11 protein-coding genes are annotated in these 13349 nt (G+C 73.9%); 4 read left to right on the top strand and 7 right to left on the bottom strand.

What is annotated here, in order from left to right; genetic code table 11:
• Positions 1-172 precede the first annotated feature (172 nt).
• Both ACFWTE_RS06730 and ACFWTE_RS06725 read left to right on the top strand, forming a co-directional pair.
• On the top strand, positions 173-439 hold the full coding sequence (locus tag ACFWTE_RS06730; RefSeq protein ID WP_378778352.1) for a DUF2530 domain-containing protein: 267 nt from the start codon (positions 173-175) through the stop codon (positions 437-439).
• Positions 440-493: 54 nt separating this feature from the next.
• Complete coding sequence (locus ACFWTE_RS06725; protein WP_378778351.1) at positions 494-1990, top strand: methyltransferase; 1497 nt, start codon at positions 494-496, stop codon at positions 1988-1990.
• A gap of 37 nt (positions 1991-2027) precedes the next feature.
• On the opposite strand, the gene ACFWTE_RS06720 is transcribed toward ACFWTE_RS06725, so the two are convergent.
• The 3 genes from ACFWTE_RS06720 to ACFWTE_RS06710 are packed head-to-tail and all read right to left on the bottom strand — an operon-like array spanning position 2028 to position 3543.
• Positions 2028-2675 carry an SRPBCC family protein gene (locus ACFWTE_RS06720; RefSeq protein WP_378778350.1) on the bottom strand — a complete coding sequence of 216 codons (648 nt, stop codon included), beginning with the start codon at positions 2673-2675 and terminating at the stop codon, positions 2028-2030.
• Between the two features lie 22 nt (positions 2676-2697).
• A complete protein-coding gene (locus ACFWTE_RS06715) occupies positions 2698-3057 on the bottom strand; it encodes an ArsR/SmtB family transcription factor (RefSeq protein WP_378778349.1) in 360 nt (119 codons plus the stop codon).
• Between the two features lie 60 nt (positions 3058-3117).
• Complete coding sequence (locus ACFWTE_RS06710) at positions 3118-3543, bottom strand: hypothetical protein (protein WP_378778348.1); 426 nt, start codon at positions 3541-3543, stop codon at positions 3118-3120.
• 105 nt (positions 3544-3648) lie between these two features.
• Here ACFWTE_RS06710 and ACFWTE_RS06705 point away from each other — a divergent pair, with 105 nt between their 5' ends.
• Positions 3649-4509, top strand: a complete 861-nt coding sequence (locus ACFWTE_RS06705; RefSeq protein ID WP_378778347.1) for an MOSC domain-containing protein — start codon at positions 3649-3651, stop codon at positions 4507-4509.
• Positions 4510-4555: 46 nt separating this feature from the next.
• Here ACFWTE_RS06705 and ACFWTE_RS06700 read toward each other — a convergent pair whose 3' ends face one another.
• From ACFWTE_RS06700 to ACFWTE_RS06685, 4 genes are all read right to left on the bottom strand, one after another.
• Entirely contained in the window at positions 4556-7780 is a 3225-nt protein-coding gene (locus ACFWTE_RS06700) for a sacsin N-terminal ATP-binding-like domain-containing protein (RefSeq protein ID WP_378778380.1), read from the bottom strand.
• Between the two features lie 151 nt (positions 7781-7931).
• Positions 7932-8687, bottom strand: coding sequence for a DUF3027 domain-containing protein (locus ACFWTE_RS06695; RefSeq protein ID WP_378778379.1), 756 nt, complete (start codon positions 8685-8687; stop codon positions 7932-7934).
• 185 nt (positions 8688-8872) lie between these two features.
• Positions 8873-9256 (bottom strand): cold-shock protein, encoded by a 384-nt coding sequence (locus ACFWTE_RS06690; RefSeq protein ID WP_378778346.1) that lies wholly within the window; start codon positions 9254-9256, stop codon positions 8873-8875.
• 549 nt (positions 9257-9805) lie between these two features.
• On the bottom strand, positions 9806-10615 hold the full coding sequence (locus ACFWTE_RS06685) for a hypothetical protein (protein ID WP_378778345.1): 810 nt from the start codon (positions 10613-10615) through the stop codon (positions 9806-9808).
• 165 nt (positions 10616-10780) lie between these two features.
• Between ACFWTE_RS06685 and ACFWTE_RS06680 the strand changes: the two genes are divergently transcribed.
• Entirely contained in the window at positions 10781-13348 is a 2568-nt protein-coding gene (locus tag ACFWTE_RS06680; RefSeq protein ID WP_378778344.1) for a helicase-associated domain-containing protein, read from the top strand.
• Position 13349: the final 1 nt, after the last annotated feature.

Genomic DNA, 13349 nt, shown 5'->3' with positions numbered 1-13349 from the left:
CCAGATTAGTTGCAGGTTCATACAAGAGCCGACACATGTTTCACACGAGTTTCATAGAAATCGCCATATGATCGGATGATCCGAAAGTGGAGTGTGACGAACGCTTCCCTGTTCGGAGCCCAGGGCGCGAGAGCACCGCCGCCGTCTCCGTGTGAACGGATAGCCTTGGTCCGTGCGCACACCTCGCCAGCCCGACCCGGAAGTCCACGAGAGCGACTACCGCGTGCCCGCCGCGATCGGCACCCTCGCGTGGGCCGTCGCCCTCGTCGTCCTCCTCGCCATGGGCGACGCCCTCCCGCAGACCGAGCGCTGGTGGATCGGCGTCTGCGTGACCGGTACCGCACTCGGCGTGTTCGGATTCCTGTACATACCGCGCCTGCTCCGCAAAAGGGACGAGTCCGCAGAGCGCCTGGCCTCCCGCTTCTCCGACACCCCCTGACCAGGACGCACCTCCTGTCGGCGGGGCACCGCTGTTCTGCCCGATAATGGGCGGGTGTCTGAGACAGAATTCCCGCGCGGCCTCGCCGACCGACTCCGCGGCATCCTCATCGACGCCGACTACACGGTGTCCGGCGTCCGCGACCGGCTGGGCGACGCCGCCGCCCGGGCCCTGGCCCGCGAAGAGCTGGTGCCCGCCCTGCGCGCCACCGGCGGGGAGGAACGGCTCGGACTGCTGCTGCGCCTGTGGTGGCTCCAGTCGCCCATCCCCGCACGGGCCGCGCGGACCATCCTGCCCGTGGACGAACTGGCCGAGGCCGGTCTGGTCACCGTCGAGGAGGGCGCCGGCGGTCCCGTCGTGCGCGCCCTCGTCCACCTGGGCCCGTGGGACCTGGAGGACGGCAGGCCCGGCTTCGTGGTCTCCGACCCCAAGGTGCGGCCCGGCAGCGGCGCCGTCCCCCGCCACGACCACGTGGTGGGCGCGGGCAACGCGTCCGCCACCCTGTCCCAGCTGATCGTCGACGGCCCCGTCGAACGCGCCCTGGACGTCGGCACCGGCTGCGGCGTGCAGGCGCTGCACCTGGCGTCACGGGCCCGCGAGGTGGTCGCCACCGACCTCAACCCGCGCTCCGTGCGCCTGGCCGGGATCAGCCTCGCCCTGTCCGGGGTCACCGGCGCGCGCCTGGCACAGGGTTCCCTGTACGAACCGGTGGAGGGTGAGCGGTTCGACCTCATCGTGTCCAACCCGCCGTTCGTGATCACCCCCGACTCGTCCCGGTACACCTACCGGGAGTCCGACCTTCCCGGTGACACCGTCTGCGCCGAGCTGGTGCGGCAGGCTCCCGCGCACCTCACCGAGGGCGGCTGGTGCCAGATCCTCGCGAACTGGGTGCACTCCGACGGCGACGACTGGGAGGACAGGGTCGGCGGCTGGGTGACGGGGACCGGCTGCTCGGGCTGGGTGGTCCAGCGCGACGTGCAGGACCCCGCCCAGTACGTCGAGCTGTGGCTGCGCGACTCCTGCGAGCACGGAACGCCCGAGTACACGCGCCGCTACGACGCCTGGCTGGACTACTTCGAGCGCGAGGGCATCAAGGGCATCGGCTTCGGCTGGATCAGTCTGCGCAACGACGTGGCCCAGGACGCGACGGTGCGCGTGGAGGAACTGCGGCACGACATCGAGCAGCCGGTCGGCCCGTACCTGCCCGACGTGGTGGACGGGGCGATGACGGCGCTGCGGCTCACCGACGCCGCCCTGCTGTCGGCCCACGTCGCGCTCGCTCCCGGGGTGGTGGAGGAGCGGGTGGGCACGCCGGGTGCCCCGGACCCGGAGAAGATCGTGCTGCGCCAGCAGAACGGCCCCCGCCGGGTCGCCCGGGTGGGGACCGTCGAGGCCGCCCTGGCCGGGGTGTGCGACGGCACCATGCCCGTGGGTCCGCTCCTGGACGCCATCGCACAGCTCATCGGCGAGGACCCGGCGGTCGTGCGGGAGCGGACGCCGGACGCACTGCGCACGCTCATCTCGGAGGGTTTCTTCCGGGTCGCCCGCTGATCCGCCGCCCGGGGCGGGCCGCTCCGGCTCCGGGCCCTCAGTCCTGGTCGGCGGGGTCCTCCTCCGGCGGCGCCGTGTAGGAGGCGATGGTGCGGTCCACGGCGGCATCCGCCTTCTCCGGGTCCGCGCCGGACTCCGCGTGCGCCGTCGCCCAGCGGCGGCCGCTCAGCTCCATGTACCGCCGCGCCTCCTCGGACCGGGCCCATGCGGTGACCTCCGGCGCGACGTTCGCGCCGCTGACCAGATGCGGGAGGAGACCGATCAGCCCCAGTTCCCATCCGATGCCCGTGGCCCCGGGCCCGAACCGTTCCCAGAACTCGTTGTGCGGCGCGATGTGGGACAGCTCGAACCGCGAGCGGCTGCCGGACTCCGCGAAGAAGCGGACCTCCACCTCGCTCGTCTCACCGTCGTACTCCCAGGTCACGCTGAAGGAGTGCGGCGGCTCGCAGGCCAGGACCCGGCCACCCGCGCTGTCCTCCAGCCGGTACGTGCCGCCGACGCGGAGGTCCCCCGTGACCGGGAGGAACCACCGGGGGAGGCGCTCCGGGTCGGTACAGGCGTCCCACAGGTCTTCGACCGGCACGTCATAGGCGCGGCTGATCGTGACGGCGCTCTCCTGGCCGGACCCGGTCGCACGGGTGCTGACCGATCGGCCGACCTCGTCGACCTCGTGCTCTATGTCCATCGTGCTTCCCCCGGTGTGGGTGTCATGGCTTCCGTTCCTGATCGGTGCGGCTCCGGAGCCGGCGTTCGCGTCTGCCCCGGGCGAGTTCGGTGTCGAGTGCCATCAGGTGCGGCTCCCAGCGCGCGGCGAAGCGCCGCAGCCAGGCGTCGACGTCGCGCATCGGCTCGGTGTCCACGGCGTAGAGCCTGCGGTTGCCGTCCTTGCGCACGGTGGCGAACCCGTTCTCCCTGAGCACCCGCAGGTGCTGGGAGACGGCGGGCTGTGAGATGCCGAACTCCGCCCGTACGACCTCGGTCAGCTCGCCCGAGGAGCGCTCGCCGTCGTTGAGCAGCTCCAGCAGGCGGCGGCGGACGGGGTCCCCGAGGACGTCGAAGGCGTGCATGCCGCCAGAATATAAGCATGCACCTATATAAGGCAAGGGCGGTACGATCAGGGTGGGCGGTCACCCCTCCCCGGTGGGGACCACCTCGCCCGTGCCGCGTTCGACGCCCTCCTCCACCAGTGCGAACCCCGGATCGTCCACGGGGACCACGACCTCCATGTCGCACTCCAGGACGACCATGTGGGTCTCCCCCGGCGAAAACTCCCGCAGGTCGACGGGCAGCCGCACCCCGCACTCGCCGGACCGCCCCGTGTGCCGGAACTCGATCGTGGGCCGGTACCCCGAGAAGAAGGGCGTCCGGCGGCCGTCGTCACCGTCGTACATCGTCAGGTCCGCGGTGATCTGCTCACCGGCGGCGAAGACGTGTTCCGTCGGCTCGTCCTCCGCGGGCACCGCGGGGGAAGGGCCGACGGCCCCCTCCCCGCCGGCACAGCCGGTGGTGAGCAAAAGGGCACCCAGGGCGAGGCGGGGGAGGGTGGCGCGCATGGGGAATCCCGTCGGTGTCGGAACACGGTCTCGGAGGAGTGGAGGCTACCCCGCGGGGCCGCAGGGCCCGCAACCCCCGACAGGGGCGGGCGGTAACGTCTGCCCATGGCTCGAATCTCCGAACTCGTCCACTACCCCGTCAAGGGGTGTGCCGGGACCTCCCTGCGTTCCGCCCCCGTGACCCCTGCCGGGATCATCCACGACCGCGCGTTCATGGTGGTCGACGGCGGCGGCGGTTTCCGCAGCCAGCGCAACGACCCCCGGCTGGCGCGTGTGCGCGCCGGGGTCACCGACGACGGCACCGTCCTGCGGCTGGACACGGACGGGTTCGGACCCCTCGACGTCGGGGTCGACCCCGAAGGCCCCCGGCTGGACGTCGTCCTGCACCGGAAGCCGTTCGTGGGCGTGGACCAGGGGGACGCGGTCGCCGCGTGGCTGTCCGACGTGCTGGGCGCGCCGAGCCGCCTGGTGCGGGTACCCGACGACCACCGACGCCTGACCGGGGGGACGACCCCCGGTACCAGCGGGTTCGCGGACAACAGCGCGGTCCTTCTGGTGTCCGCCTCCTCCCTGGACCTGCTCAGCACGCGCATCCTGGAGCGCGGCGCCGAGCCCGTGCCGATCGACCGGTTCCGCCCCAACGTCGTGGTGTCCGGGTGGGAGCGGCCGCACACCGAGGACCGGGTGCGCTCCCTCCGCCTGGGGACCGCCGAGCTGGGCTACGCGAAGGTGTGCATCCGCTGTGTGGTGACGACCGTGGACCAGGTGCGGGGTGAGAGGGACGGACCCGAGCCCCTGCGGACCCTGGCGGGCTACCGGCGCGCGGACGGCGGCGGGGTGTCCTTCGGCGCCATGTTCGCCGTCACCCGGCCGGGGGGCCTGGCGGTGGGCGACGAGGTCGAGGTGGGCACGTGGGGCGAGCCCGAGCGGGGGCTGGGCGAGCGTCTGGCCGAGGTCCTGGCCTGACCCGGCCCCCGGCGGGGCCGGGGGCCGTGCGGGGTGCGGTCCCGCGCTACTCCAGGTCCGCCTCGGCGAGGAGGCGGGCGGCGGAGGACGGGTCGCGCAGCGCGGCGGCGACCAGGTGCCGCCGGGGCCACTGCCGGGCGCGCCAGCACAGGGCGCGCGCCAGGCCGTCCGTGGTGGACGCGTGCGCGGAGCCGTCGCCGACGTACCACTCCAGTTCGACACCGTCCACGGTGAGAGTCTCGTGGTGCACGTAGGTGCGGTCCGGTTCCCCCGCGGGGTCCAGGAACAGGTCCGCCTCGTCGGGGACCGGGCGGACCTGCCCGGCGGACCCGACCTTCCCGGTGACGGACTCGCTCGCCAGGTCGAGGTCGAGGACGTCCGCCAGGGCCTCGGCGGCGTCGTCGGGGGCGAGGACCAGCGGACGGCCCTCCAGCAGCGGCAGCAGGTCCGGGGAGTCCACCACCACGGCCTCCTCCGCGTCGGCGACCACGATCGCCCCGCCGCGTACGGCCCGCACACGGGACGGCGGGGTCACCAGTTCCGTGTCGACGAGGGCGAGCGCGGTCCACACCAGGCGCAGCGACGCGCGGTCCACGTGCCGTGCGGGGTCCGCCAGACGGGCGAGCAGGTCGTCCGGCCCCTCGGGGTCGGTGATCAGGTCGGCGAGGGTGGCGCGCGCCCCCAGGGCGCGGGCGAACTCGGGATCGACGTCGGCCGGGACCTCGTCGTAGAGACCGGCCAGGGCCGGGTCGGCGTCGGCGGTGCGCAGTTCGACCGGCGCGCTGCCGCCCAGGAGGGCGCGGGAGCGCAGCCACCACGCCGTGTACGAGGGCACGTCCACGACGCGGCCGTCGGGCATGAGGAGGCGGGCGGGTTCGGTCACGGCCTCGCGGAGCGGTCCGCGGGACAGCATCGCCAGGGCCTGCGTCCAGCTGTCGTCGGCCACGCAGTCGAGGTCGGCGACGCACACGAGCTCGGGCACCACCGGCGGCAGTTCGGGGTCGCCGACGCGTTCGAGGACCTCGTCGGCCCAGTCCTCCAGCCCGTCGGGGCCGTCCTCGCCGGCGGCGCCGTCGAACTCCGCGACCAGGTCCTCCCCCAGCGCGGCCTCCTCGACCCGGACCACGTTGAGTTCCCAGAGGGCGCCGACCGCGCGCAGGGTGTCGGCCCCGTGGCGTTCGACGAGGTCCTCGTGGACGGTGCCGAAGGGTGCGTCGTCGACGAGCAGGGCGGCCAGGGGCGCGCCCGGGACGAGGAGTTCGGCGGCGACCGAGTAGCCGTCCTCGTCGTCGCGCAGGGCGAGTTCGGCCAGCCAGGGCGCGTCGGCGACGGTCGTGCCGGACGCCGCGACGAGGTCGAGGACGGCCTCGGCGAGGGGTTCGGGGTCGTCGGCGTCGAGGGAGTCGCGCACGGCCGCCTCGGTGCGGGGGTCCGACAGGACGGTGGCGGGGCCGGCCTCCACCGCGCCCAGACGGCGCAGGAGCGGGTCGACGGCCTCGGGGTGGACCACGCGCACGCCCAGTGCGGCGAGGGCCTCCGTGGAGATCCTGTCGCCCCGGGCGTCGCCGACGTCGGCCCAGTCCTCGCCGGGGAGGAGCAGGGAGCGGGGGCCGCGCACGAGTCGGCCGTCCGCCAGCGGGACCGGGAGGGAGCCGAGCTCGTCCAGGTCCGCGCCGCCGCTTCCGGCGCTGTCGAGAGCGGAGTAGAGGGACGCCCACCAGTGCGGCGGCCGGTCGGTGTCGGCGAGCAGGTCGGCGACGTCGGCCAGGCCGAGGCGGTGGACGCGCAGCGCGGCGAGCGCCGGGTGGCGCGGGCTCCAGGAGCCGGGAAGCAGCGGGGGGACGAGTTCGGCCAGGAGGGCGGCGAGGTCCGCGGCGCCGCCCGCCCCGCCGGTGTCGAGCAGTGCCGCGTCGCGCGGGGCGACGGGTGCGCCGGAGGCCGTGGTCAGGAACGCGGTGTCCCGGAGGGGTTCGGCGACGCGGGCGCGGAAGACGGCGTCGATGGCGCCGCCGCCCACGCGGGTGCCGGGGACGAGGTCGAGGGCGACCCGTCCGTCGAAGCGGCGCAGGAGCGCGCAGTAGGCCTCGGCCGCCTCCATGAGCAGCAGGTCGGTGGCCGCTCCGGGTTGGACGGCGCGGCGGTCGCTGCCGAGCGGGAACGTGCCGATGAGGACGGCGGGGAGGTCGAGTTCGGTGTCGGTGGGGGTGGGGGCGTGGACGACGTTCTCGACGCCGGCGGGCAGTGCGGAGACCGTTCCGTCGGAGGCCACCGGAACCGCCCAGGTCAGCGACCAGGAGGTGCGGTCGCGCTCCTCCGTGGGACGGTCCACCAGGAGGGAGGGATCGAACTCGCCGGAGCGGCTGAGGACCCTCCACAGGGTGGTGCGCGTGCCCTCGGCGTCCCGGCGGCTGGTGACGAGGTCGGCGGTGCCGGTGCCCGCCACCTGTGCGGCGGGGGCGTTCCCAGAGGCGGATGAGGCCTCTGATGCGAGCGTGGCCGGGTCGGTGTCCGGAACGTCCGCGGGGTCCGCGGGCACGTCCTGCCGGGTGAGGACGTGCTCCTCACCGTCCACGGACACACGGACCTCCGCGAGGCCGGGCAGGGCGAGCAGCAGTGCCTCCCCGGTGCGGCCGAGGAGTTCACGCACGCGCAGGCGTGCGGTGTCGTCGCGGAGCAGGAGGGTGACGACGGTGTCGTAGTCGCCGGGGGGCGCCGCCACCGCGGGGAACGGCAGCCGCAGCATGGGCACGTGCCCGGAGCGGCGGCCCACCTCGTCCACCAGGTCGGCGTGGGTCCCGCCTTCGGCCAGCAGCCCCGCGACGGCCTCGCGGGCGGCCTCGGCGCTGAAGCGGACCGCCGAGCCGCCGGAGTCCACGGTGACGTCGTCACTGAGCGCGGCGACCGCGGAGAAGCCGACGCCGAAGCGTCCGGTCGCGCCCTGCTCGCCGCGTTTGGTGGAGGCGCGCAGCGTCGCCAGCGACTCCACCCCGTCGGGGGTCAGCGGGGAGCCCGTGTTCTCGGCGGTCAGCCGGAGTCCGTCCAGCGCCAGGCGCAACCTCCCCGGCGCACCGGCCCTGCGGGCCGCGTCGGCGGCGTTCTGTGCGAGCTCGACCACGACCCTGTCGCGGTAGCCGCCGAGCGCGAAGTCCTCCTCCGCGTTGGCGTCCTCCCGAAACCTGGCCGGGGCGTCGGCCCACGCCGCGAGGACGCGTCGTCGCAGTTCGGCGGTGTTGTAGGGGTCGACCGCCGAAGCGGTCACCGGCTCGGCCATGGTGGGTTCCTCCTGCGCTGCGGGCACGACCCGGCACGGTGCACCCGGGGCGAGGGTGGGTGCGGTAGGAAGACCCTAGCCCACCTGGAAGGGGGGCCAGGGTCTGACAACGCGGTGGGGCGTGCTTTCTCCGGCGGCGGGGTGCGGCCCGTCAGGAGTCGGAGGAGACCAGTTCCAGCTCGGCGGTGTCGTCGAAGACGATGTGGTCGTAACCCATCTCGTCGATGACCGGGCCGCTGGGACCGGCCTGCGGCTCGGGACGGCGCACCTCGGAGTGGGCGCCGCAGCCGTGGTCCATGGAGACGACGCGGCCGTCGTCGGGTGCGTACTCGTTGGTGCACACGCCGAACATCTGGCGCAGCTCACCCGCCAGCGGGGTCATGAAACCGCAGGTGGTGCAGCGGTCGGGCGCGGCCGCGGCGATCGGGCTGCGCGGGCCGGCATCGCCGTTGTACCAGCGCTCGGCGGCCTGCTCGCGCCCGACCTCGGAGAGGACCTGGCGTCTGCCCAGTCCCAGCTCCCAGACCATCTGCTGGTCCATGCCCTCGGCGTCCAGCTCGCTCTCTGGCACCTGGGCGTAGCCGGGGATGAGGCGCTCGTCGTCCTCCTCCGTGGGCAGGAGGTCGCCGACACCGAGGTCGCCGGGGAGCAGCCGCTCCTTCCAGGGCAGCCATTCGGGCGCCGCGAGAGCGCCCTCGCCGGGGAGCAGAACGACCTCGTTGACCGTGACGTCCTTGGCGCGCGAGGCGCGGACCACGGTGACCGCGTAGTTCCACCCCGGGTAGGCGGGGTCGAGGCAGGTGAAGTAGTGGGTGACCAGGCGCGTGTCCTCGACCTGGGGAGCGAGAGCGTCACCCACCCATTCGGGTCGCCCGGCCTCGGCAGCCACCGAGCGGGCCAACTCCACCGCGTCGACACAGGCCTTGTCCGGTACAGGAGAACGTCGAGAAGGGCTCACGTTCCCCATTCTCACTGATCGCGAGCACCGATTTGACCATAACGCGGGTCAAGGTTCGCCCGATACATGCTCTTGATCAAGTCTTGCGGCGTCGGAGGGGCCCTCCCGGGGCGGAACGGGAGGGCCCGGAACCCTCAGGACTCCAGGTCGTCGGCCACCACGCGCAGCACGGAGGCGATCCTGGCGGCCTCCCTGCCCTCCGGGTGGCGGCCCCTGCGGTAGCCGGTGGACAGGCCCTCCAGCAGCTTGATGAGGTCCTCGGTGATGGCCACCATCTCGTCGGGACTCTTGCGGCGGGCCCTGGCCACGGAGTGCTGGACGTCGAGGAGCACGACCTGGAGCGCCTGGGTGCCCCTGCGGCCGTCCGCGACGCCGAACTCGACCCGCTGTCCGGGCCGCAGCGCCGTGGTGCCGGGCGGGAGGGACGAGGAGTGCACGAAGACCTCACCACCGTCGTCGCGCGTGAGGAATCCGAAACCCTTGTCGCCGTCGTACCACTTGACCTTGCCGGTGGGCACGTGGGGACCTCGTGCTTTCGCTGGCGGGCGCCGGGGCCGGAAAGGCGCACGTGTCCCGTGGCCCGCCCGTCTCCCCGGGCTCCCGTGGTTTTCATGGGTGGTGGATCAAGGTTAGTGCGGAAGGCCTTCCGGACGCGAGGGCATCATTCTCCGCCGGGAAAGCGGGGAACTCTCCGGGGGTGCCGAACGGCTTCCCCCTGCACGAGAACGAGGCCCGGATACGGCTCACCCGGGCCTCGTACGGTGTTGGCGGCCCCTACCGCTGGTTGCGGAGTGTGGGACGGGACTCGGCGGTGAAACGGGCCGCCTCGACCGGAGTGGCGCCCGAACTGGAGGCCGGTTCGCCGGTTACCGATACGACCGTCGTGAAGCGAAAGCGACGGTGTACTGACATGGTTACCCGAATCCGTGTCGTAGGACTCGTAGTAACAGGCAGACCGTAAAAGGTTATTCCTCAGCGTTTGCCAAGCAATGACCAGCCGGAACTGCGCGAACACGCTTCCGCCCGCCGAAGGACAGCGGCACGGGACGGTCACCAGGCGCGCGACGTCATGTCCGTGCCCGGCGCTCCGCCGCGTCGGCCGAGCGCCGCGCCCTCGGGTAGAGGTAGACCACGCCCACCAGGGAGCCCAGGGCGAGGCCGATGACCCCGGTGGCGGCCAGGGACTCCTGGACGTACTGGTCGACGAACTTGGCCTCCCCGCCCCACAAAGCCATCCCGACCAGGCACGCCAGCAGGGGCACCCCGACGCCGACCCACTTGTCCCGGCCGCTCCACACCCGGCTGAGCACGACGAGCACGGCGCCGAGCACCCACAGGTAGGCGAGGCCGAGTGTCCACGGCACCGTGAGCAGCATCAGGCCGAGGGCTGCCGCCTCGGCGGGGTGGTGACGCACCAGTGCCACCACCCCGCCCGGGCCGCTCCGGCCCGCGGTGCTCCGGTTCTCGGCGCTCCGGGCCACACGGGCGGCCCGGTCCGCGCGGCGGCCGGTGATGTGGATGTCCGTCTGGCCGGGCCCCTCCACGAGGGACATCAGTCCACGGCTGGGTCCGCCCCGCCAGGGCGGTGGCGGCCGGTCGGCGTGGCGCGGCCTGGGCGGGATCAGCTCCTCGTCCTCGATGTCGAGGTCTCGGCCGGCGATCTCCCGCTCCACCAGGTCCTCCGGGCTGCCGAGGCCCCTGAGGATCCCTCGCACGGCCTCGGGGCCGTCGGTCTCCGCGGCGGCGCGGCGCGCGTCGATCCGCGAGCGCACCTTCGTGAGGTAGGCGGTTCGCTCCCTCGGCGTCATCCGACCGTGCAGGACCAGGCCGACCTCGGACAGATAGTCCAGTACCAGTTGTTCCGAGCGCTGGGTCATGATTCCATATTGGCCGAGATTGACCTGGCCTTTAACCCCCCTTTCCATGTTTCGGTCACCGAATCCCCTTCGGATACGGACTCACTACCCGTGACGGATGGTGACAACGGGGAACCGCGGGGACGCGCGCGAACACGGGGCCCGGCATCGCCTAGCGTGGAACCGATGACCGACAACGCAGCACCCGACGAGCACGACCCAGGGGAGGGGACCTCCGCGGCCTCCGCCCCGGGCCGTCCCCCCACCTTCACCTCCTGGCTGCGGAGCCGGTCGGACGGCGAGCTGGCCGCCCTGCTCTCCGCCCGGCCCGACCTCGTGCAGCCGGTCCCGGCCGACATCGGCGCGCTCGCCGCCCGCGCCACCAGCCGCAACACGGTCCTACGGGTCCTCGAACGACTCGACCGGTTCACCCTCCAGGTGCTGGAGGCCGTGATCGCGCTGGGCGACGACCGGCTCTCCGAACCGGTGGGGGCGCGGACCGTGGACCTGGCCGAGGCGCTGGGCACGCTCCCCCTCCCCGGTCCGGCGGACGGGGCGGGCACGACGGCACGCGGGGGAGCCCCGACCGGGGCCGCCCCTGCGGGCGACCCCCTCACCGACGCCCTGGACACCCTGCTGGAACTGGCCCTCGTCTGGCCCGACCGGGGGCGGATCCGTCCCGTCCAGGTCCTGCGCGACCTGATCCCCCACCCGGCGCAGCTCGGGCCGCCCGCCCGTGTGCTGCTCGCCGGACTGCCGCACGGGGCGGCCACGCGGCTCGCCCGCGATCTGGCCCCCGACAGCACCGCGCACACGCCCGTCGAGACGGTCGCGACCCTCCTGGCCGACCCCGCGCGCGTCCTGGGCCTCATCGGGCAGCTCGGGCCGCAGGCGCGCAGGCTGCTGGACGGCATGGCGTGGGGGCCTCCCAACGGGACCGTCTCCGACGCCCGCCGCGAGGTCTCCCTCGCCACGGCGTCCTCCCCGGTCGAGACCCTGATCGCCCGCGCGCTGCTCCTCCCCACCGGGGACGACACCCTCACGCTGCCGCGCGAGGCCGCCCTCGCCCTGCGCTCGGGGCTGCTGTTCCGGGAGGTCACCACCGCGCCGCCGCCGTTCGCGGGCACCGAGAACCCCGGGGACGCCGTCACCCGGGCTGCGGCCGGGCAGGCGTTCACCGTCCTGCGGGCGATCGAGGAACTGCTGGAACGCTGGTCCCAGGACCCGGCCGCCGTGCTCCGCAACGGCGGCATGGGGGTGCGCGACCTGCGGCGCGCCGCCCAGACGATGGACACCGACGAGACCACCGCCGCCCTGTACGTCGAGGTCGCCTACGCCGCCGGACTGCTCGGCACCGACGACCGGGTCGAGGGCGAGTGGCTGCCCACCCGCGTGTACGACCTGTGGCGGGCGGGCCCGCCCGAACGCCGCTGGCTCCGGCTGGCCTCCGCGTGGCTGGACTCCGACCGGGTCGCGGCCCTGAACGGCTCACGCGACTCCGGCGGCCGGGTGCGCAACGTGCTCGGGGCCGGTCTGGTCCGCCCCGCCGCGCCCCAGTCGCGCCGGGACCTGCTGGGCGAGATGGCCACCGCACCGGTCGGGTTCGCGCCCCTGCCCGAGTCCCTGTCCTCCCGCCTGTCCTGGCGCCACCCGCGCCGCCAGTCGCCCGTCTACGCCGAGTTGGTGCGGATCGCCGCCTCCGAGGCGGCGGCGCTCGGTCTGACCGGGCGCGGTGCACTGGCCGAGCACACCCGTCCGCTCCTGGACGGGGAGGACGACGACGCCGCGAGGATCCTCGCGGTGGAGATGCCGAAACCGCTGGACTACGTGCTCGTCCAGGGCGACCTGACCGCGGTGGCACCCGGCCCCCTCGTGACCGGCCTCGCCCGCGACCTGGCACTGGTCGCCGACGTGGAGTCCACCGGGGGCGCCACCGTCTACCGCTTCACGGAGGACTCCGTGCGCCGCGCGCTGGACGCGGGGCAGGGGGTCGCCGACATCACCACCCTGCTCGAACGCCACTCGCGTACACCGCTCCCCCAGGCGCTGCTCTACCTGGTGTCCGACGTGGGGCGGCGGCACGGGCGGCTGCGGGCCGGTTCCGCCTCCAGCTACCTGCGCTGCGACGAGCCCGCACTGCTGGACGAGCTGCTCGGCGACCGCCGCACCCAGGAACTGGGGTTGTTCCGGCTGGCGCCCACCGTGGTGGCGAGCAGCTCCAACCGGGCCTCCCTGATGGAGCGGCTGCGGCAGCTCGGCTACCACCCCGTGTCCGAGAGCGGGGACGGGTCCATGCGGTTGAGCCGCCCCGAGGCGCGACGGGCCGACCCGGTGGACGCCCCGCCGCCCCCGGGGGGCTCCTTCCGGGAGATGGCGCGCGCGGCCGTGCGGGCGGTCCGGGCCGGGGACGAGGCGTCCACGGCGGCGCGCTGGCTCATCCCCCTTCCGGAGGACGGGCCGCCGGGGGCGCGGATCGCGGCGGTGTCGGAGGCGCTCACCCGGGCCGCGAAGGACGGTCGGCGGGTGTGGATCGGCTACACGGACACGGACGGCCGCCAGGTGAGCCGGATCGTGGAACCGTCGGGTGTGGACGGGGGCTTCCTCACCGCGTACGACGCGACGCGCGCGGCCGTGCACCGGTTCGCCGTGCACCGGGTCGACGCGGTCGCCGAACTGGACGGGCCCGGCCGGAGCGGCGGGAAAGGCGCCCAGGACGGCGGCGGAGACCGACACGGGGCGGCGGAGTCCTACTAGG

This window comes from Nocardiopsis sp. NPDC058631 (assembly GCF_042716955.1).
In the GTDB taxonomy this organism is placed as follows: Bacteria; Actinomycetota; Actinomycetes; order Streptosporangiales; family Streptosporangiaceae; genus Nocardiopsis.
Note: the sequence above shows the minus strand (reverse complement) of the source record. Positions and strands in the feature narration are given on the sequence as shown.

Bases quoted from the DNA above. Each gene is read 5' to 3' on its own strand.
- ACFWTE_RS06720 (WP_378778350.1), bottom strand. From the start codon at position 2,675: ATGGACATAGAGCACGAGGTCGACGAGGTCGGCCGATCGGTCAGCACC.
- ACFWTE_RS06710 (WP_378778348.1), bottom strand. From the start codon at position 3,543: ATGCGCGCCACCCTCCCCCGCCTCGCCCTGGGTGCCCTTTTGCTCACC.
- ACFWTE_RS06680 (WP_378778344.1), top strand. From the start codon at position 10,781: ATGACCGACAACGCAGCACCCGACGAGCACGACCCAGGGGAGGGGACC.
- ACFWTE_RS06705 (WP_378778347.1), top strand. From the start codon at position 3,649: ATGGCTCGAATCTCCGAACTCGTCCACTACCCCGTCAAGGGGTGTGCC.
- ACFWTE_RS06700 (WP_378778380.1), bottom strand. From the start codon at position 7,780: ATGGCCGAGCCGGTGACCGCTTCGGCGGTCGACCCCTACAACACCGCC.
- ACFWTE_RS06715 (WP_378778349.1), bottom strand. From the start codon at position 3,057: ATGCACGCCTTCGACGTCCTCGGGGACCCCGTCCGCCGCCGCCTGCTG.
- ACFWTE_RS06685 (WP_378778345.1), bottom strand. From the start codon at position 10,615: ATGACCCAGCGCTCGGAACAACTGGTACTGGACTATCTGTCCGAGGTC.